We start from the raw sequence: 22,754 nt of genomic DNA on the forward strand, positions 1-22,754 counted from the left end.
ATAAAGAGATAGAAGAAAAATGAGGTGTAAAATATGCTTGCAATAAATTTTTTCATATTATTTTTAATGATTGCGATTACGGCATTTTTTGTAGCAAGTGAATTTGCTTTAGTGAAAATTCGTATGTCAAGATTAGAGCAATTAAAAAAGGATAACGTTAAAAACGCAGAACTGGCAATCCATGTGACCCATCATTTAGATGCCTATTTATCTGCTAGTCAACTAGGGATTACATTGACAGGTCTAATCATTGGGTGGGTTGGTGAAGGTTCGGTCGCAACATTACTACATCCACTAATCGGGAATCTCCCCATCAGTGCCGCGCTTAGTAGGACGGTTTCAGTGATTTTAGGTTTTGCTATTGTGACATATGTAGATGTCGTGGTGGGCGAATTGCTGCCAAAAAGTTACAGTATTGCCCAAACTGAAAAAGTTGTTTTAGCTATCGTTAAACCTTTGCATTATTTTTATAAAGTAATGTATCCTTTCATCTGGTTACTAAATCATTCTGCTGCGAAACTAGGAAAATTATTAGGGATAAAATTAGTTTCAGAAGGCGAAGAAACGTTAACACAGGAAGAATTGCTGTATGTAGCAGTTGATTCTTATAAAAAAGGCGAACTAACAAAAGAAGAATACCATTATATGGAAAATGTATTTGAATTTGATGACACGTTAGCAAAAGAAATCCAAGTTGACCGAACATCTATGGAAGTTTTTGAAGCAGATGAAACAGTAGCTCAAGCAATCCAACATTCTTTAAAAAGAGGACATACACGTTATCCAGTAATCGAAGAATCTAAAGATAATGTCTTGGGATATGTAACACTGCCAGCTTTGATCAAGGAATCATTTGTTAATGACCAAAAAAAGGTCAGTGAGTTAGTGGAAGAGCCTATCGTTGCTTTAACAACTATTCCTATCAAAAGTTTATTGACAATGATGCGAAAAGAAGGAAAACACATTGCAATTTTAAAGGATGAATACGGTGGAACGACAGGAATGGTCACAATTGAGGATATTTTAGAAGAGCTGGTCGGAGATATCAGGGATGAAACGGATTTGGAAAACGCCTTGATTGCAAAAGAATCAGATAATTCTTATATCGTTTCTGGAAAAATCACGCTTGATGATTTTGAACGTTACTTTAAAGTTAAAATTTCATTGTTTGAAAACTCAGAGATGTCTACATTAGCAGGCTTTATCGTGGAACAAAAAAATAATCAAATCGCTGTAGGAGATCAAATCAAAATAGATCGTTTTACTTTTGAAGTGATGGATTATGAGCATGCCCATATTGATTATTTTAAAGTAACAAAATCGGCAGAATAAAAACAGTAAAACGTACTAAGATAGAACTAACGGAAAATCCAGATACCGTTTATGATGACTGAACTCTGGAAAATGACGATTCAATAACTGCTTTCTGATGAAGAAACTAGCGAAACTTATCTTCAACTAAAAATTGGCTTAAAATGGCTCTTTGTCAACTAATGTTGGTGGAGAAAAACTAAAGAATTAAATCAATGATGAAGTCTAGAGGGAAATACCTCTAGGTTTTTTTATTCGGTTGAAAAAGTACTGTGCCAAAACATAAAGTAATTCTCAATTTAAAGTTATAGAAGTTACGAAACCCGCAGGTATTTCTCTTTAATACTTTGATATGGTTATTCAAGCATTCTAATGGTCCGTTAGAATACGGTAATTCTAGCGCATTTTTAAGTTCATTTTGTACCTTTTTAAACGTAGAAATGACTGTTTGATAATAAGCGGGAAGCATAGGATACTCTTCGCTCAATAATGAGAGAAACCCTACATAATCTCGTGTTTCTATGGCATAAAGAAAGTCCTGATAAAAAGTGTAGCCAGTGTTCAACTCGCTATCATACGCAAGTAAACGATCAACGACTTCTGTTTCAGTTAAATAGGTGCGGAACGAAGAACGCCAAAGGCGTTTTTCAAAATCGAGCTTCGATTGACTTTTTTGAAGAAGTTTCCAGTATTTCTTCAAGTGTCGATATTTTTTTTCTTCTATATTTCCGTGATGAAGAAACGTGTTCATTCGCTGAATACGGTGTTTTAAAAAGGTTCGCCCAATGAGTTGAACAATATGAAAGCGATCAAGAATAATCTGAGCCGTTGGAAACAGCTTTTTGACTAGCGAAAAGTAAGGCGTGTACATATCACAAACAATATACTTTACTGTTTTACGAACAGAGAGAGGAAATCGTAAAAAGTAACGCTCCAAAAAAGGTAGTTGACGATTTTCAATGACATCAATTAACTGTTTTGTTTGCCCGTCCATCATGATGAAACTCATGGAAGCTGCGACTTGCTTGACGGATTTGAATTCATCGAAACAAAGGACTTCCGGTAAGGTTAACTGATTGATTTTTTTCGGTTCATAAAATTGTTTCAATATCCGGTAAACAGAAGAGACAGAGACTTTCTTTTGACGCGCAATTTCACTCATAGAAGTTACTTTTCTTAGATGATCTGCAATAGAAAGCTTTACTTTCTTTGAAATGGAGCAATATTTTTCAACAAGGTTGGTTCCAGCAACAAAGGTTTGTTTACAGGAATGACAGAAGAAACGGCGTTTCTTCAAGCGTAAATAAGTTTAGTATTCAGAAACATCATTCAGTAAAATAAGACAAGTTGTATAGCTCCAACGAATAATCGCTCCGTCATCTTTACCGCCACAATGAGGGCAAGAATGGGCTAAATAATCCAATGTACCAGAAAACACCTGACAAAATCTTCCTTTAATGCGCTCTCTTTTTAAAGAATTTTCAGTAAAAGTAATGTTTAAGTCTAGAATATCTAAGGTTTCTTTGATAAGATTTGTATAGGACATCTTGATTTCTCCTTTTTGAATGGTTTTAGACGACTTAATTCTAAAGGATATCAGTGTGTCTTTTCTATTATTTTGCATTAAAAAAGATGCCGGTGATTTCTCACCAACATCAGAAAGTATAGAGCCGTTATAATAGAGTGTCGCCTATCCGACAGTCTTGCGACGGTGAGGAGGTGCTTTACATGTTCTTAGCATTTTTCTGTCACCTTCTTGTCGGGCTGTTAGTAGCTCTTTTCGAGTATTGGCTAAATACTCGAAACAAGAAGTAAAACAACCTAATGGCGACATTAGCCCACAAAAAACCCCTAGAGAGTCCGACCTCTCTAGGGGTTAGTGCTTTACATGTTCTTTTTCTGTATCTATAGTATAACACTTTTTTTACTTGATAACAACATTGTTACTTTTTACTGATTCTTTTTAGAGTCCGAATGATTTTTAGCTTCAGGAATTTTTACCGTTCGCCTTTAAAAAAATTATCCTGAAAGATCCGCAGCTGCTGCCGGAGAATTTTCTTTCATTTTACGAACGATCGATATTCGTTAATCCTTTAAAACAACGCTCTATATAGTATTCAATGCCTTCTTGATTTAGTAATTCACAAATACGTCGAACTTGCCAGCTTGGTTGACTATGCATAAGTGGAAAAGGGTCATACCAATCTTTTGCTAAAGGATGATAGGTTAAGTTTATTATTCTTACTTTTTTACTTTGCTATTCACTTTTATTTTGATATCATCATTTATACGAATTCTATCCAAATAATGATATGGAAGATACCAATCGTATAAGCGTGAATATGGTTGACTGTTTCTAATAAAGCAAATAGATACTATATTATTATTGTCTTTCACATAAACCAATTTGCTCATCAACTATGTTCCTCAGATTGCGTTGTAGACTCAAACAACTCTCCATAAACTTGCTTTAACTGGTTACTTAAGGTTTTATTTTCTTTTTCCAACACAGCTATTTTTCTCTTTAGGGAACGGATTATCATATCTTTTTTTGTTGAACTGTTTTCTATCTTATAATTCTTTTGAAATGATTCTTCTCTGTAGAAATCTACTTTTTTTTTAGCTTTGGAATAGAGTATAAAGTGGATTTCCCAACACCTGAGTATTTGGCTACTCTCGAAAAATTAATTAGCTGATTTGTGGCCAATAACTGATTGATTGTCTGTTCAACACAATCAATTGTTCTTTGACGTCTCAGTTTATGCACTTTCTTTAAATGCTTCATTTGATCAAAACTCATTTTTATCTCCTTCTACATTTATTCTAGATTGCCTTCCATAAATAATACCACCATTTTTAATTTCCCCTTCAATTTCAAGGTATTTATCAAGTAATCTTTGACTTTTTTCTACTATATCGTCACGATTATTTTGTTTCAAAATATCAATATTTCTTTTTATTTTTTTAATAGAGTAAATAATCACAGTCTCCTTTAATCAAGGATGTATTCGTTAATAATTTGAAGTAACATGTTTAGTTGTGTTTTGTTAAAAAAATCTGAAATTACAATGCTTTTTTGGTTATTAGATTTAGGATAATCAAAACGATCAGTGATGATTAAACTGGCTTCATTCGGTGAATCAACAATCTTTATGAGAGAGGCATTAAAGTTGTTTTTAAGAAAAGAACGAATATATTTTTTGGTATTAAAGCTTTTAGTGAAGTATAAATAAATAGTGAATTGTTTCGAATAGTTTTGAATTGTTGCTAGGTAAAGTAAGCTACAAAAATTAATCCTAGAAGTTGACGATAACCAAAAACTGTACTTGTCGGTAGTTACATTTTTTTGAATGAAAGATTTAAAAAAAGAGAGAGTTCGAGTTTGTAATTCTGTATCTAAATAAACATTTTTCTTATTTTCTGGCAAGTCTAAAAACCAAATATCTAAAAGTGTCATGTCTAAAAGTGTTAGTGTATACAAGATTATGCAGTAGTACATAAAAATACAATTTTGTTGATAAGAAAAATTTAAAATAGATTTCTGTGACCAAGAGGGACCTAAATTACTTAACAGTTCATAATCGGGACATGTATCATTTAGAAATTTTTCACCAATCAATAAAATATTATCTTTTTGTAAAGAATCAGCAAGAAGAATACGAGCAAAAAAAGAAAGATAAAGAGTCTCTGTTTGTATAATATTTTCGTCTATTAAGTTTTGATTCAACAAATAATCGTGTACGGCTATTTTTGAAAAGTACTGGAATTTTTCCAAAAGTGATAGAGTATATTTATCAGTAAGTCTCGGTAGATAGTTACGAGTTTTTATTCGTGTTTGAAAAACAGTAGCCAAAAGAGTTATTTGACGCTTTGAATACTCTTGGTAGGGTAATTTAAGAATCGTTAGTAGTTTTGCCTGAATTTCAAGTTGAGATGTAGCAGAAAAAATCCATTCATCAAATGCAATACATTGGTTGACGAAGTTAAAAATAAATATACGTATTGAAATTTCCTCGCCTGCAAAGACATAATGACCACTTTTGTTTAGTTCAAATTTAATATTAAAATGTTGAAGTATGGCATTTAGTTCTTTAATAATTCTAAAAGCATGAGCACGACTGACGGATAAGAGAGTACATATTTCGCTAAGTTTTATTTTTGTCGAGCCACAAACTATTTTACATAATTGAAAAGATAAAGAGTCGTTTAAATATAAAAGCTGTAAATCTGTATAAATATTTTGATGTTCTTGGTTAAAAATTGATTGCAGAGTATAGACATTATCCTTATTTTTAACAATTAGCTCGCAATTGGTGATGCATTGTACGTCTGTATTTATTTCTGAAATATATCTCTTTGTTAATGGCAAAGAAAGCTGAACTTCTTCAGATAGAGAATAAATGCCAATGTACTTATTTACCAATAGTTGTTGTACCATTTGAAGTTTTTTTAATTTATTTGTTGATAAAAACAGAGTATCCATAAAATAGTTCTCCTTAGTTAAATTTTTTATTAGCGCGGAGTATCTTTTTTTTTAAAAAAATAGACTAAACACGAGACGAGTAGTTTTTACAGTAAGTTATACTAGCACATGTCGAATAATAATGTAAATAAAACAATGTTTTAATTGCAAGTATAGTTTGAAAAAAGGAGAAATAAATAAAACGAAGAAGCCCGTAACCAGAGGAGTTCTTCGTTTTGTAAAAATAATTATACAAACGTAAAAAAACATTTGTTTATGTTACAAATTCATTCGAAGAAAAGGAGAAAACGTAGTACACAGGAGTGGTGAAAAACTTAAATATAGTCCTTATGAAATTTGAAAAGAGAATAGAGTTGGATACAAAAAAGAGGAGATGAATAGATGTTTGAATTGCCTGAATGGTTGTTTATAACGTTAGCTTGGATTTGTCGTATTTTAGTTGTTATAGTATTTGCTAATCTAATTTACTATACCGTGTTATCTGTATTTGGCTTAAAGAAGCCCAAAAGAGAATATACAATTGTTCCTGATAAACGACGTTTTTTGTTTCTAATACCAGCTAATAATGAAGAAGCTGTAATAAAAGAAACAATACAAGGTTTGCTTTCTTTAAATTATGACAGAAAGTTATACGACATTGTATGTATCGCTGATAATTGCACAGATCGTACAGCTGAATTGGCACGGAAATATGATATTGAAGTATTCGAAAATCAGAGTGAAAGAGGCGCTCCCAGAGGAAAACCTCACGGAATAGCTGCTTATTTAACAAGTGAGCCATTGAACTGGCATAGGTATGACTACATTGTTTTTGTAGATGCGGATAATTACTTACATCCAGATTATTTAAAAGAAGTAAATTCTCAAATTGAAGCGAACCCAGAATTAACAGTGGTACAGGGTTATTTAGGAACTAAAAATGTGTTTAGTTCTATGACTTCGACTGGTTACGCAGCAGTGTACTATATTACGAATCGAGCAGTGCAATATGCGAAAGCTCTTTTGGGATGGAATGCTTCTATCGGTGGAACAGGCTTTGTATTAGCTTCGGACTATATTAAAGACTATGGTTGGAATCCAAGAAGCTATACTGAAGATTTTGAATTACAAGTAGAATTATCCATTCAAGGAAAGCAATCACGATGGAATCACTGGGCTAAGACGTATGATGAAAAACCCAATCATTTTTCTGTTAGTCACCGCCAAAGAAAACGTTGGGCACAAGGCCATTGGTTGGTTGGAATTACTCAAACACCTGAACAAATCAAGAGTATATTTCAATCAAAAAGTTTGAATGAATTTTTGAATAAGACAGAAACACTTTTTTATTCTTATTCAATGGTTCGACCAGTTGCTTTTTGCATTATCGGAATTTTAGGGATGATTGATTTTCGGTTGTGGCATTATTTCCCAGGATTATTTTCATTATTGCCCTTTTGGGTCGCGTTAGAAGTTTTTAATTTTTTTATTATCCCTGTAGTGTATTGTCTGCAAGAAGGTGCACACGATTTTAAAGAACAAAAGCAATGGTGGAAAAAATTATTGTTTATGCTTCGATTACTGATAGCTTTCTTATGGAACACTATAACATATGCAATTGTGCAAGTTGTTGGTTTTTGTACATGGTTTTATCCACAAAATAAGTGGGTGAAAACTGTTCATAGTATGACAACGGATAAGCATATCCGTTTTAATTCGATGGAAGAAGGAATAGATGAAGAATGAAAAAAAAGAATATGTATTTTACATTATTAGTTGGTGTAGTCGTTGCGTTATTTTTTATTAGTGCAGCAATATAAAACGAGGTGGTAGTTAATAATATGATGTCATTACAGAAAAAAATCATTGTAGGAGGAGCGTTAACTATGTTCGCTGCATTGCTTGCAGGATGTGGGTTAGGTGTTAAAAACAATTCTGAAGTAATAGTAAACGGAGAAGCTTTAACAATTACTACCGACGACTATTATCAGCATTTATTAAAAATAGATGGACAGAAAAAACTAGAAGATTTTATTAGTTATCAATTACTAAAGAAAAATTATTCCGTTGATAAGTATACGTTAACGCAAGCAATGGATTCAGAAAAAGAACGATTTGAAGATTTTGAAACGTCGTTGAAAGAAATGGGTAAAACCGAAGCAGAGTGGGCCTTTGAACTAGAAAGCAATCTTATGCTTGAAAAAGGAGTCAAAGAAGAGGCCGATACGAGTGACAAAGTATTGAAAAAATATTATGAGCATTGGAGTCCTTCAAGAGAAGTTACGGCTTTAAGAGTACCTGGTATAGAAAAAGCAGAAGAAATCCGAAAAGAATTAACTAATGGTCAAACAATTCAACAATGGTTGGATGCACATAAGAAAGAAAAAGAACAATTAACCGCTCAAAAAATTTATTATGCGACAAACGTAAAAATGGATGAAACAATTCGGAAACATGGTGAACAACTTAAGCAGGTAGGAGAAGTAAGTGAACCTGTTCAGTTAGGAAAACAAGTGTATTTACTACAATTAGATGAATTAGGGGAAAAAACTTCTTATGAGCAAGATAAAGAGACAATGAAAGTAGATTATTTAGAAGAACAAGTGACTACATTTAATAAGAATAAGTTAATTCAAGAGCTTGTGCAAAAAGAACAATTAATCAGTCACAATCTACCCTATAAAGAATTGTTTAAAGATTTTAACCAAACTAAGTAGTTCATCATAGATATATGCTATTTATGTGAATAATATATAATAAGGGGATTTAGAATGAGTAAATTAAGTAAAAAACAACAGAAAAAATTATTGAAAAGTTTGCGACTGACATTGGCAACAAGTATGTTGGCGACACCCGTAATTACTAATGCGTCAGCAACGGTTGCGTATGCACAAGAGCATAAAGAACAGCAAGAACCCACGGTAGATTCATCAGCAAATGCGGTTAAAGAAGAAGTGAATGAAGTAGAAACCCAAAAGACTGAAGAGTCAACACCTACTGCAACGGAAGAAGCAGAAGGAAAAGAAGAACCAAAAAAAGAAGTAGTGGAAAAATACGCACCTACAGAAAGTTCTATAAAGCAAGACGTAGAAACTTCAATAACAACAGAAAAACCTGAGGATTCAGATGATTCAACAACCAAAGAAGAAAAAGGTGTACAGAACCGCAAAGAGTATGAGGATCATCAAATCACTTGGAATGAATTTTCTAAAACGTTAGAGATTACTGCCAATCAAACTGATGTCAATGATGTAGCAACTCATATGAAAGAGGACTTCAGTCATGTGATTGGGGCAGTCGACGTGTTAGTTTTACATGGATCATTTGACGATACACCCGTATCATTTAGTAATTATAATAGTATTAGTGGAAAACAAGTAACGGGTGACATCACAATACTTGCGCCAAAAATGTTTGTTCAAACCACTGACATACAAAGCGTAGCTTTACCTAACGTTAGTACATTTCATGGGGATGAATTTAATTTGGTTTCAACAATTGAAGAAGTAGAAGTAGGGATGAAAGCAGAAGATACATTAGGGACAGTAAAAGAGGTATTTTCAGATAGTGCAGATTCAATCAAGAAATTAAAAGTGAATAACATTACGGGTACTGGTGATTTTTCCACATTTGAAAACTTGGAGACAGTAGATCTACCAGTCGCAACAAGCATTGGTAAAGCTGCGTTCGAGAGCACACCATTAACAAGTGTAAATTTACCAGTCGCAACAAGCATTGGTTCCTATGCGTTCAATGAGACCCGATTAACAAGTGTAGACTTACCAGCTGCAACAAGCATTGGTGCCTATGCGTTCAATGAGACCCGATTAACAAGTGTAGACTTACCAGCTGCAACAAGCATTGGTGCCTATGCGTTCGCGAGCACACCATTAACAAGTGTAGATCTACCAGTCGCAACAAGCATTCATAAAGATGCGTTCAGGAACGTAGATAGTATTGAAGAAGTAGAAGTAGGGATGAAAGCAGAAGATACATTAGGGACAGTAAAAGAGGTATTTTCAGCTAGTGCAGATTCAATCAAGAAATTAAAAGTGAATAATATTGAGAAGACTGGTGAGTTTACTTCAGATACAGTACCTTTTAAAAACGTGGAGACAGTAGAGTTACCATCTGCAACAAGCATTGGTGCCTATGCGTTCTATCAAACATCATTAACAAGTGTAGAGTTACCATCTGCAACAAGTATTGGTGCCTATGCGTTCAGCAACACATTATTAACAAGTGTAAATCTACCAGTTGCAACAAGCATTGGTGACTCTGCGTTCTGGAACACAGCATTAACAAGTGTAAATCTACCAGTTGCAACAAGCATTGGTGACTCTGCGTTCTGGAACACAGCATTAACAAGTGTAAATCTACCAGTTGCAACAAGCATTGGTTCCTATGCGTTCTATCAAACATCATTAACAAGTGTAGAGCTACCAGTTGCAACAAGCATTGGTGCCTATGCGTTCCATCAAACATCATTAACAAGTGTAGAGCTACCAGTTGCAACAAGCATTGGTGCCTATGCGTTCGCGAGCACACCATTAACAAGTGTAGATCTACCAGTCGCAACAAGCATTCATAAAGATGCGTTCAGGAACGTAGATAGTATTGAAGAAGTAGAAGTAGGGATGAAAGCAGAAGATACATTAGGGACAGTAAAAGAGGTATTTTCAGCTAGTGCAGATTCAATCAAGAAATTAAAAGTGAATAATATTGAGAAGACTGGTGAGTTTACTTCAGATACAGTACCTTTTAAAAACGTGGAGACAGTAGAGTTACCATCTGCAACAAGCATTGGTGCCTATGCGTTCTATCAAACATCATTAACAAGTGTAGAGTTACCATCTGCAACAAGTATTGGTGCCTATGCGTTCAGCAACACATTATTAACAAGTGTAAATCTACCAGTTGCAACAAGCATTGGTGACGCTGCGTTCTGGAACACAGCATTAACAAGTGTAAATCTACCAGTTGCAACAAGCATTGGTGACTCTGCGTTCAATGAGACCCGATTAACAAGTGTAGACTTACCATCTGCAACAAGCATTGGTGACTATGCGTTCGCGAGCACACCATTAACAAGTGTAGATCTACCAGTCGCAACAAGCATTCATAAAGATGCGTTCAGGAACGTAGATAGTATTGAAGAAGTAGAAGTAGGGATGAAAGCAGAAGATACATTAGGGACAGTAAAAGAGGTATTTTCAGATAGTGCAGATTCAATCAAGAAATTAAAAGTGAATAACATTACGGGTACTGGTGATTTTTCCACATTTGAAAACTTGGAGACAGTAGATCTACCAGTCGCAACAAGCATTGGTAAATCTGCGTTCTATCAAACATCATTAACAAGTGTAGAGTTACCATCTGCAACAAGCATTGGTGAAGCTGCGTTCTATCAAACATCATTAACAAGTGTAGAGTTACCATCTGCAACAAGCATTGGTGACGCTGCGTTCTATCAAACATCATTAACAAGTGTAGAGTTACCATCTGCAACAAGTATTGGTGACTCTGCGTTCTCTGGCACAGCATTAACAAGCCTGTACTTGCCATCATTAAATGAAACGTCTAAAACAGCATTTTCTGGTTCTAAATTAGATTATGTCTTTTTCCCAGGAAACGTAGCAAACAATGTAAAAGCTTCATTTGATGCAGCACCAACAGTTGTAGGTGTAGGAATCAAAACAGACGATGTCATATATAATTTGAATGAGGGAGATAAGAAAACTTTAACCTTCAATGATGTAGTGCTAAATGGCCAGGAAGTTGCAAAAAAAGAAATGCAATTACAAGGGGTATTTACAAAAGGGGAAGAAGAATATAAAGGTAATCCATTGGACTACAAAATAACAGCTACTGCAGATAGCGCTGGTGAGTATCAAGGGAGAATTGTATTAGATAACCAAAAAGGAACGATTGAAGAAACAGGAGTAAATAGAAAATTCACTGTAAATGTGAAAGAAGAAGTAAAAGCACCAAAAGTAAACCCAGTGACCGATCGTGACGAAGTAATTACTGGTAACGGTATGAAAGGTGCAGAAGTAAGCGCGAAAGTAGCAGGGAAAGAAATTGGCAAAGGCAAAGTAGATGAAGAAGGGAACTTCGAAATCAAAATTGCGAAACAAAAAGCCGATACAAAAATCAATGTGACACAAACAGTAGATGGAGAAGAAAGTCCAGCTGCAGAGGTTGTAGTAAGTCACAAAGAAGAAGTAAAAGCCCCAAAAGTAAATCCAGTGACTGATCGTGACGAAGTAATTACTGGTAACGGTATGAAAGGTGCAGAAGTAAGCGCAGAAGTAAATGGTAAAGAAATTGGTAAAGGCAAAGTAGATGAAGAAGGAAACTTCGAAATCAAAATTGCAAAACAAAAAGCCGATACAAAAATTAGTGTGACACAAACAGTAGATGGAGAAGAAAGTCCAGCCACTGAGGTTGTAGTAAGTCACAAAGAAGAAGTAAAAGCCCCAAAAGTAAATCCAGTGACTGATCGTGACGAAGTAATTACTGGTAACGGTATGAAAGGTGCAGAAGTAAGCGCAAAAGTAAATGGCACAGAAATTGGTAAAAGCAAAGTAGATGAAGAAGGAAACTTTGAAATCAAGATTGCGAAACAAAAAGCCGATACAAAAATCAGTGTGACACAAACAGTAGATGGAGAAGAAAGTCCAGCTGCAGAAGTAGTAGTAAATCCTTCAAAAGCGGCAACCACTCATGTATTCAAAAAAGGATACTGGGAATCATACGGATTGATTTTAAATGGACAAGTCAAAATGGAAGGTGTTGACCTATCCAAAAAAGAATCAGTAGTAAAAACATTGGAATTAGTGGATGAATCTGGCAAAGTAGCCGCAGCTATTCCAACAGTCAATACAAATTGGTATACACCAGGTCAATACGACGGATACCAAGTAACTCTCTCCGAAAAAACAATGGCAGCGGTGCAGGCTGGAACATATAAACTTCAAGTTAATGTAGTCGTTGGAAACGGTGAAGCAACCATTGTACCAATCGCTGTAGAAAACCAAAAGATGTTTGGCATTCAAGCTTATCAGGATGCGTTTTTAGATATTCCAACGAATAATGTTGGGTTAAAAACAATTGAAACCATGAGTAAAGATGGTCAAGCTATGTTGAAAGTAACGACTCCAGACAAACCGATGATGGGATTGATTTCAGAGGGACAATCGAAAAATGGTCGTTTCGTAAATGGGTATGTCTTGAATACAGACTATAATTTCAGTGAAAAACATCAAAAGAATGTGGTGATTGAAGATAAGTCAGGAAAAGTAGTAAAAGAATTAAAAAATATTCATACTTGGGATTTAACAAGTTGGAACTTAGGGATTTCAGGACTAGATATGAAATCAGGTTTCCAAGTGATTATTCCAAATGAATATCAAAATACAAGTTTGTACCAATATAAACTACAAGTAGTGACAGGTGAAGAAGAGGCGCTTCAATTGGAAGTAGCGTTAGATAAAATTATTTAAACTTATTTAAACTTATACATCACCTAATAGTTTTATTTAAGCTATTAGGTGACGTATATACTTAACTTTGGAGAAAAGAGGATTTAATATGAAAGAACAAAAGATGTTAATGAGTTTAATTGTAGCTACAACAATTTTGGGAGGAGCTAATGTAAGCTATGCTGCAGAATACGAAGATGGACAGCACGCACAAACAAAAGCGACAGTTACCTTTTTAGAAGATAATGGTACTACGGATCCTGTAGATCCAGAAGATCCAAGTAAACCGTTGTATCCAGTAGATCCAAGTAATCCAGAAGGTGCAGAGTTAATGATTACATATGCATCTAGCTTAAATTTTGGGGAACAATCTAAATCAGAAAATTCTTGGAATGCATTGGCAGATAAAATAACTGTGGAAGGTAAAGAAGAAAATATTGTTCCTTTTGTTTCTACGAAAGATTCACGAGGAACAGATAGAGAATCTTGGAGTTTAACGGTTAAACAAGATGGTGATTTTATAGATAGTAAGAAAAACAAATTAGAAGGTGCCGAATTGACATTTTCAAACCTTTATTATGCAAATGTAGAAGGTGCACCAAAAGCAAGAGCAGGAGAAATTACGTTAGGGTTAGAAGCACAAGAGATTGCATCAGCAGATAAACATACAGGAATTGGAAAATGGTCCTTAGGTTTAGGTACACTACAAGATGATGGTACGACTAATGGTGTAAATTTATCTATTTCAAAAAAAGCAGCAATTAATACAGATGCTTACTCTACATCAATTACGTATGAATTAGTAGCTGATCCAGCTAAGTAATATAACTAGTAGAGATTGGTGCAAATCAATCTCTACTAGCATATTTGGAGTAAAAAAGGAGGTAAAATTAATGATCAAGAAGTGGATTGGATTGCTATTGCTATTAGTCTTTATAGGCATTCCTCAAAGTAGTGTGTATGCAAATGATGAAGGTACCCAAAGTGCATTTTCAATCTCTCCTTTGAATTCAGAAACCAATCAACCTCAAAGTAGTTTTTATAATTTAATGGTACATCGGAATGAAGAAAAAGTATTAAAAATACGAATTTTTAATACTTCATTAAGAGATATAGAGGTACTGATTGAAGCAAATAACGGTACAACTAATGACAATGGCATTACTTCATATCTAAATGATACAGCGCGAGATCCTAGTTTACAAGTAGCTTTTTCTGAATTAGCAAAAGTAAAAAATAAAATTATAAAGGTTCCTAAAGGTAGTTCGGTAGATGCGGAAGTAATTATTAGTATTCCTGAAAAAACTTTTAAAGGAGTTGTTTTAGGTGGGATTAGAGTAACATCTATTGAAGAAAAGAATAATAGTAAGTCTAACAAAAATGCTGTGAGAAATAACATTGCTTATACAGTAGGGGTTATTTTAAAAGAAGAAGATAAGGAATATGAACCACAAATAAATTTATTAGACATTAAAACAGAACAGAGGAATTCACATAATTATATAAGTGCGCATATACAAAATGCTGCACCTAGAATTGTAAAGAAAATGGAAACAACTGCGACTGTATATAAAAAAGGTGAATCCAATGTTTTGTATAAAGCTTCTAAATCAGAAATGAGAATGGCACCTAATTCAAATTTTTATTTTGGCATCAATTTGGAAAATCAACCTTTTATTTCTGGTGATTATATTATGAAAATTGTTGGTTCTGCAGACGGGAAAGATTTTTCGTTTGAAAAAGGATTGACTATAAAAAATAGTACAGCTAAAGAGTTGAATGAGAACTCAGTATTTGTAGATAAACAGCCACAAAGTAATGCATGGATGTTTATAGGAATAGGCGTTTTATTAACATTAGCGACTACAATAATAGTTTATCTAGGATACAGTAAAAAAGTAAGGAGAAAAAAAGATGATGAGATATAACCCTATTTTAGTGTGTGGACTACTACTAATTTTTTGTAATCATTCCACAGCTAATGCAGAAATTGACACTTCTGGTACTGATGAATCAAAAAATCAAGAAGCGATTATCAGTGATAGTTCTAATTTGACAATTATGGAGCAGCCAACGGAAGAATTAAAAGAGAACGAGCATGTTATTGAAGAATCTAACAGTTCAGAATTTGCACAGGAGGAGGCTGTTTTAAAAGGAGTAGCTGAAATTACCCCAAAGTATCCAAAAGTGGGTGACCTTACTGAATTTACATTTACTATAACGAATATGGGAGAAGAGGGAAGTTTAGCAACTGAAGTTGAACTTTCATCCATAGCATACTCATATATTATACCGGATTTTGTTTATATAAAATATGTTACTAGTTCAGAAAATCATGAAGTTAAAGTTCCAGCTGAAGAATTCAAATCAGGCTATCAGTTTGAAGATATAGAAGGAGGAGACTATGTAGAAATTAGATATTCTGGGATTCCTTGGAACAATCATTTGGAGAACCCGGAACGGAACGACTTGTCGGTTGATTATAAGCCTAGAAAAGGAGATTTCGAAAAGAGTACTTTACAAATTTTGGGAGGTTACTATGTTACTAGTGGTCATTTTGGATTTGTAGAAGTTCCTCCAGTATTAGAATTCAAATCGACCCCGTTAATAACCAATGAAAATAGTCAAGTAATTGATCGAGCGGTTAGTAATTGGGGGATATGCGTTGAAGATTATCGAGGGACATATGAAAATGAAGTGCAAGAGATATTTGCAGATAGGAACGATTGGGAAATCACAGCAACTGCAGAGTTATTCGCGGATTCGAATGGTAATAAAGTGCCAACGGATATTTTGTCCATTGCTTATTTAGAAAACGGAACTACTATTGCAGAATTAAGTAATCAAGAAGTGTCAATTGCACAACATAGTGTTGTTGGTGAGACCCCATTAGATAATCATGAATTTACGGTTAGCTGGGAAGAAATGGATGGGTTAAAAGCGACAGTTCATAACCCAAAAGAACTTAAAACCAATGTGGAGTATCATGCTAAAATTAACTTTGATTTAAGAACTGCACCGTAGAGAGGAGAATATATGATGAGTAAAAAAATACAGTTTATTGTACTGATTGGCATGTTTTTTGTAGGTATGAATTTTCCAAATGAAGTTTTGGCGGCTGGCTATAGTAGTACGGTAGGAATTACCTTTATAGACGACGAGCAATCAGTAGCTCAAATAGACACAATGGATAAAAATCAAAAGTTATCTATTAAAGAAAAAACTGATTACTTACCGAAAACGGGAGAAGAAACTAATTATTATTTTACAATAGCTGGTGTGTTGCTAATTTCAATTTTAAATATTAATTATATAAACAAATCACGTAAAAAAGGTACAACGTAGTTCATATTATTGAATTTTGTACTTTAAGCATAATAATTATTACAAATAAAAGATAGTTTAAATAAATATGTTATATGAAATTAAGTGCAATGAAAGGTGAAAAAATGAAAAAAGTAAAAACATTAGTCATTTTAAGCAGTTTAATTCTTAATGTGATGCCCATAAACCAGATAGATACAGTTCTAGCAAATAAATCGACACCTGTAAAAGAATTAGAAAAAATAAACAACCAAATATCGGAAAAACCAGAAGAATCAAGCAATAAAAAGAATAACTCAATAATTGAACAAAACATTTATAAATTGAATCCTTATATGAAAGAAACGCAACAAAATTTTTCCTCTGAGAAAATGCCCGATTGGTTGAATAAACAAATTCAATCTGTTTTTTACCAAACAGATGATAATCAACTACTAACCTATGTAGACAAGGAGATTTACAATAAAATTTCTGGCATTCAGATTCATTTTTCTGATGGTTCATTTGAAGCATTGCCTTTTTTGTCTACAGAAAATGAAGCAATTCGTATGATTGAAGATATACCATTTCCTATCTTACAATTAGATTACTTACCAGAAGTAGACGATGAAGCAACAGCAAGAATTCAAGATAAAATACAAGCCACTTCTTACGAACAATTGCTCATCCCTTTTGGAGAGCATGTCACATATGATATGTTAGATAAAAAATTTATTTTAGGAGATAAGCAAGTTGGAAATAATCGACAGATTGATACAGTACAGTTGGAAAGTACTTTTAATGATATTAAGGCACAATCAACTAATGTAGCTCGAAAAATAGCCCATATGTTTCCAGAGCTTGTGTTGGTAAGAACGGATAATGAATACTTTAGAAAAGAAAAATTAGACACAATTACAGAAAATATTTCAGAATTGTTACTGGTGTATACGTTTATAAATAGATGGTTTGATTATTCAATTGGAAATGTAAGAATTCCCGATGTTATTTTTTCTAAAAGTAGTTTGTTTTCAAAAACGCAAGAAAAAACAGACTTTGAAAGAATACTGGATTTAGTGCACGTGTTAAAGTCAGAATCGTTTGTTGATCAGCCAGGAAATCCTTTCTTAATGACAATGAATATAGAAAGTTCATTTTTACACCCTACACATGGCCTTCGCGGGAAAGATATAGGATATAACATTTCAGAATTAGCCGATTCAAAGGGTAAAGTTTCTATAGGAACTATGTTAGAATTTTTAATTCGAACGTTTGTACATAGTAATGATTATTCAAAATGGTTTGAGGAACAAGGTTTTGTTACAGCAACAGAATTTATTGATAAATCGGTAGAAATTGAGGGGATTAGGAAAAATATTTGGGAGGCGATGCGTACAATTGAAGATCCTAAGTCAAAAATCAGTCCAAGTTTTTTGACAATTTTACTTTCAGTAAAAGATCGATCAGCAATCATCGTTTCTAACGGTGCTAACACAATTACTTTTGGACATGTGAACAAACAATTACCTAATACTGCTAGAGTATCTCCTAAAGAATTGGCTAGTCACTATGCTAAAAACAATAACCGACTAATGAAATTCATCTGGGATATGGCGGATGAAGAAAGGAAAAAATTACTTCAAGAAGATGTGTCAAACGGTGTAGGTGTAACATTTGATTCTGGAGAGATAGAAGATGGTAAAAAAGATGTATTTAATCCAGAGAATCATTATTTACATGATTTTCTTTTGCCAGTATCTCCTACAGTAGCAAGTAGATCTACACAAGCAATTAATGGAATTGTTGTACAAACAAAGCCAAAAAATATTTTGATTATGGGTATGAACAACTTATACAGTGAATATACTGTATCTCATGAAGAAACGCACCGACACAAAGAACTTTTAAATGGTGGAGTTAATCAACGGACGGATATTGAAGATACAGCAACGATGGCTGAAGCAGATGAATATGATGAATATCGTTTGAATCTTAATTATTACTATCAATCGATGTATGAAGACTGGAATAGACGCCCACCAGAGACACAACAAGAGTTGAAAAATTATGCACAAGGCATGTTAGACTTGAATATGGTTTGGAATATCGAAAAGGCAAAAACTTTTTTTTCATTGCCTCTTGAAGAACAAGTAGGAAAAATTTATAAAGCAACAGATGCTATCAAAGGAACGTTCAAAAAAATATCATTAGACGAACTAAAACAGTTGCAAATTAATGTAAATGACGAAACTTTTGTGCAAAAATTAGTAGATAATAATATTATGTTACCATCAGTACCAGGTGATGATACTATTACGTACAATTTAGTTAATGGAAATGGAAAAGTACCGTTTAAACGAGATGCATTATTTAATATTCCCTATACGACAGAGAAAGATAGCGTAAATTCTTTTTACGGTTGGGATCAAATCTGGCATTTTCTAGCTATGGAAACTGCAGGAATGGAAGGGTACATTGACTTTATCAACGATGAAGTAGGACAAAAAGACGATTCGGCCATTAAAAAAATTTTAAGAACAAGTTCTTCGCCTAAAGAATATTGGATTGAAAAGTACAAAAAGGTGGAACAGAATTTAGTTAATCGGAAATTTAAATTAGATACTCAATCAAATTTACACGAGTTGATTGTATCAAGTATGGGAAATGATTTTGATGCTCGAATGGCTTTCCAGAAGAAATACATCCAAGAAACCGATAGTTTATTTACGGGAATATACCATGATAAGGACTTATTACCAATTCCAGAAGTGAATGAAATAAGAGAAGTAGATGAAAAAATAACAGGGGAAGCTACTCCAAATTCACACATAACTGCTATGATTGGGCAAGAAATACTTGCTAAAGGGGCAGCAGATAATAATGGAAACTTCACATTAAAGATAGCACCTCAAAAGACTGGAACAACGATTCTTGTAAAACAAGAAACTGAAACAGCAAGTAGTGATTATGCGAAAGTAATTGTAGGACATTTAGAAACAAATGTTAGTAATTACGATGAATTGATACAAGCTATGCTTGATTATCCGGCCTCAAAACTGACAATAACCAAAAACTTACAAGTAGAAGGAAAGCATAAAGATACGATTGTACCTATTTTTACAGGAAGTCTGGATGGCGCGGGTCACGAAATTACTGGATTAACACATCCATTGATTGAAAAGTCAGAAGGTGCAACTATTCGTTCTTTAATTTTAAATGAAGTGGCTATCGTAGGACAAGGGCCAGAAGATTCAGGTCTAGGATCATTAACAAATGTACTTTCTAATTCTAAAGTGAAAGATGTGCATATCCAAGGAACTATCACAACAAATGATCCAGTAGAAGTTGGAGGAATTACGGGAATCGCTTCTAACTCTCAGATAGAAGAAAGTAGTGTTACTGCTTCTTTGGCCGGGAGAGATACGGGTGGAGTTGTTGGAAGAGCAGAGAAAGAAAGTACGTTGAAAAATATTTATGCAATGGGGGAAATCACGAAAGGGCGCCGAGTCGGAGGGGTTATAGGAAACGGTTTTGGGCAGGCAAGCTTAATCAACGCGTACAATGCGATGAAAATAAGTGTTTCCAATTCTAACGAAGCCAATGGCATTTTAGGAACAAGCTATAATGGGAAAAATAAGCAGTTTAATCTTTCGAATACCCTTTCTTTAGGGGATGTTTTAACCCCAAATGGATATAAAATTCAAAAAGATTATTTAGGTGGAACAAATCAAAATAATTACGAACTGGATACTATCAAAGGGACAACGTCTGTTTCAATTAAAGAACTAGACGCACATATCGCTACAAACAAACAAGTAAAACAAGCTTCATTCTATCAAGATACGCTAAAATGGGATACGGAAAAAATTTGGAATACAGAATCTGTTGAGCAAGCTTACCCATTCTTACGAAATTCAGATCCGAGAAACCATGAGAAAAATACTGTAAAAGCTCCTCAAATTAACCCAATAACAAATAAAGGCAAGCAGCTTACAGGGACAGCGGAGCCAGAAGCTTTGGTGACTGCATTTGTTAATCAAAAAGTTATAGGTAAAGGCAAAGCGGACAGTGATGGTAAGTATTCTTTAGAAATCGATCCTCAGGAAGTAGGAACACAAATATATGTAAAACAACAAATAAAACAAAGTACTAGTCCTTTTTCTCAAGTGGTTGTAGATCCATATGTGGCTCAAGTCACAAGTTATGATGAGTTAATTCAACTGATGCTTGCTGAACCTGATGTGCAAATTCTATTAAAGCAAGATTTGATTGCTGAAGGAAAGTATAAAGATACGATCGTACCAATTTTTAAAGGAAAATTAAATGGAAATGGGCACTCTATCTCAAATTTAAACCATACGCTTATTGAGAAAGCAGAAGGTGCAATAATCCAATCCCTTGTGCTAAAAGGTGTTACGATTGATGCAATCGGTCCAGTGGATTCCGGAATAGGTTCCTTAATAAAAGAATCTAGTAAAACAGAGATAACCGATGTTCATATACAAGGTACAGTTCAGTCCTCAGAAAATGTCGAAGTTGGAGGAATTATCGGGATTGCTTCCCAGACAAGCATAGAAGAAAGTAGCGTTAATGTCACTCTTTCTGGTAGAGATACAGGAGGGATTGTAGGACGTGCAACAAATGAGACAAAACTTAATAATGTTTATAGCATGGGTAAAATTACGCGAGGACGTCGTGTCGGAGGACTTGTAGGGAATGGTTTTGATGATTCTCAGCTAAGTAATAGTTATAGTGCTATTAAGATTAAAGTTGATAAATCTAATGATAGTAATGGGATTTTAGGTTCAAGCTATAGTTATGGTAGCGAGAGTTTCCATTTATCTAACACACTATCGTTAGGAGATGTTTTAAACGATAAGGGATATAAAGTGCTAAGAGAATATTTGTCAGGAAACAATCAAAATAATTATGAATTAGGGTCCGCTAAAGGAAAATCCTCAACAGACATAAAGGAATTGGATGTACAAAGTGTTAGTGATAAACAAATTCAGGACACTTCTTTCTATAAGCATTCATTGAAATGGGATACGGAAAAGATTTGGAATACTGAATTTGTTAGGGAAGAGTATCCATTTTTGAGAAACTCTGATCCTAGGAATAGTCAAAAGGTTGTAATAGAATCTCCAATGGTAAATCAAGTAACAGATTGCGATGAAGTAATTACCGGCAATGGAATACAAGGTGCCGAGATAATCGTAAAAGTTGGCGACAACGAAATCGGAAAAGGCAAAGTAGATGAAGAAGGAAACTTTGAAATAAAGATTACTAAACAAAAAGCAGAAACAAAAATTAAGGTGACTCAAACACTAGGTGGAAAAGAAAGCCCAGCTACAGAAATTAAAGTAATACACCTAGCTGTAAAAGCGAACCATATCTTCAAAAAAGGGTATTGGGAATCATATGGTTTAGTTTTAAATGGGCAAGTAAGAATCTCAAATACTAATATGACTTCAAAAGATTCCGTCACTAAGTATCTAGAATTAGTAAATGCAGAAGGAAAAGTTGTGACAAGTATTAAAGCAGTAAATACAAATTGGTACGATTTAACGCAATATGATGGGTATCAAGTGATTTTATCAGAAAAAGTGATGGAACAAGTTATCAGTGGTGAATATCTGTTACAAGTGAATGTAACAGTAGCAGACAACGATCCTATTATAGTACCAATTACAACGAACAAGTATGAATTATTTGGTATTCAAGATTATCAAGATGATTTCTTAAATATACCAAACAATAACATTGGTATACGAACGGTAGAAACGTTTAGTAAGGATGGAAAAGCTAGCTTACGAATTACAGCACCGGATCAACCAGTTATGGGATTAATATCTGAAGGACCTACATCAAAAGGTCGCTTTGTAAATGGCTATATTTTAAATACTGATTTTGATTTCAACAAAAAACATAAAAAGAATCTAGTTATTGAGGATAAAGCAGGAAAAGTTGTGAAAGAAATTCAAAATGTTCATACATGGGATTTAAGTACTTGGAATTTAGGGATTTCAGGTTTGCATATGAAGTCAGGTTTTCAAATTATCATTCCAACAGAATATCTAAATACTAGTCTTTATCAGTACAAATTGAATGTAACAACTGAAGAAAATGGTAAACAATTAGAAGTGAAACTTGATAAAATCAAATAGGTAAAAGTAAAAAAATGATTTTTTATA

The 22,754-nt window shown here is 33.9% G+C and carries 12 protein-coding genes and 1 pseudogene; 10 read left to right on the forward strand and 3 right to left on the reverse strand.

The genetic code is table 11. The features are described from left to right. Positions 1–33 precede the first annotated feature (33 nt). Positions 34–1,332: a hemolysin family protein gene (locus I583_RS00755; RefSeq protein ID WP_010762628.1), complete on the forward strand. Its 1,299-nt coding sequence runs from the start codon at positions 34–36 to the stop codon at positions 1,330–1,332. A gap of 220 nt (positions 1,333–1,552) precedes the next feature. Here the strand turns inward: I583_RS00755 and I583_RS00760 are convergent. Beyond that, positions 1,553–2,857 (reverse strand): annotated as a pseudogene (locus I583_RS00760) (ISL3 family transposase). A gap of 182 nt (positions 2,858–3,039) precedes the next feature. Here I583_RS00760 and I583_RS17100 point away from each other — a divergent pair. Next, the gene (locus tag I583_RS17100) at positions 3,040–3,126 is read left to right on the forward strand and encodes a type I toxin-antitoxin system Fst family toxin (RefSeq protein WP_425268400.1); all 87 of its coding nucleotides are present in this window, start codon (positions 3,040–3,042) and stop codon (positions 3,124–3,126) included. Positions 3,127–4,100: 974 nt separating this feature from the next. Here the strand turns inward: I583_RS17100 and I583_RS00770 are convergent. Next, positions 4,101–4,295 carry a hypothetical protein gene (locus I583_RS00770; protein WP_010762632.1) on the reverse strand — a complete coding sequence of 65 codons (195 nt, stop codon included), beginning with the start codon at positions 4,293–4,295 and terminating at the stop codon, positions 4,101–4,103. An 8-nt stretch (positions 4,296–4,303) separates the two neighbouring features. Beyond that, positions 4,304–5,794, reverse strand: a complete 1,491-nt coding sequence (locus I583_RS00775; protein WP_010762633.1) for a helix-turn-helix domain-containing protein — start codon at positions 5,792–5,794, stop codon at positions 4,304–4,306. Between the two features lie 381 nt (positions 5,795–6,175). Between I583_RS00775 and I583_RS00780 the strand changes: the two genes are divergently transcribed. The 8 genes from I583_RS00780 (at position 6,176) to I583_RS00815 (ending at position 22,727) form a co-directional block, all read left to right on the forward strand. Beyond that, positions 6,176–7,519: a glycosyltransferase family 2 protein gene (locus I583_RS00780; protein ID WP_010762634.1), complete on the forward strand. Its 1,344-nt coding sequence runs from the start codon at positions 6,176–6,178 to the stop codon at positions 7,517–7,519. 95 nt (positions 7,520–7,614) lie between these two features. Next, complete coding sequence (locus I583_RS00785; RefSeq protein ID WP_010762635.1) at positions 7,615–8,490, forward strand: peptidylprolyl isomerase; 876 nt, start codon at positions 7,615–7,617, stop codon at positions 8,488–8,490. A 54-nt stretch (positions 8,491–8,544) separates the two neighbouring features. Next, positions 8,545–13,278: a leucine-rich repeat protein gene (locus I583_RS16230; protein WP_016249885.1), complete on the forward strand. Its 4,734-nt coding sequence runs from the start codon at positions 8,545–8,547 to the stop codon at positions 13,276–13,278. Between the two features lie 88 nt (positions 13,279–13,366). After that, entirely contained in the window at positions 13,367–14,080 is a 714-nt protein-coding gene (locus I583_RS00795) for a WxL domain-containing protein (RefSeq protein WP_010762639.1), read from the forward strand. 70 nt (positions 14,081–14,150) lie between these two features. Further along, positions 14,151–15,185 (forward strand): WxLIP family cell surface protein, encoded by a 1,035-nt coding sequence (locus I583_RS00800; RefSeq protein ID WP_010762640.1) that lies wholly within the window; start codon positions 14,151–14,153, stop codon positions 15,183–15,185. Next, entirely contained in the window at positions 15,172–16,281 is a 1,110-nt protein-coding gene (locus tag I583_RS00805) for a hypothetical protein (RefSeq protein ID WP_010762641.1), read from the forward strand. Before I583_RS00800 ends, I583_RS00805 begins: the two co-directional genes overlap by 14 nt. A 15-nt stretch (positions 16,282–16,296) precedes the next feature. Continuing rightward, positions 16,297–16,602 carry an LPXTG cell wall anchor domain-containing protein gene (locus I583_RS00810; protein ID WP_034682590.1) on the forward strand — a complete coding sequence of 102 codons (306 nt, stop codon included), beginning with the start codon at positions 16,297–16,299 and terminating at the stop codon, positions 16,600–16,602. Between the two features lie 104 nt (positions 16,603–16,706). Continuing rightward, positions 16,707–22,727, forward strand: a complete 6,021-nt coding sequence (locus I583_RS00815) for an Ig-like domain-containing protein (RefSeq protein ID WP_167584549.1) — start codon at positions 16,707–16,709, stop codon at positions 22,725–22,727. The last annotated feature ends 27 nt before the right edge of the window (positions 22,728–22,754 follow it).

The organism is Enterococcus haemoperoxidus ATCC BAA-382 (assembly GCF_000407165.1).
Taxonomy (GTDB): Bacteria; Bacillota; Bacilli; order Lactobacillales; family Enterococcaceae; genus Enterococcus_L; species Enterococcus_L haemoperoxidus.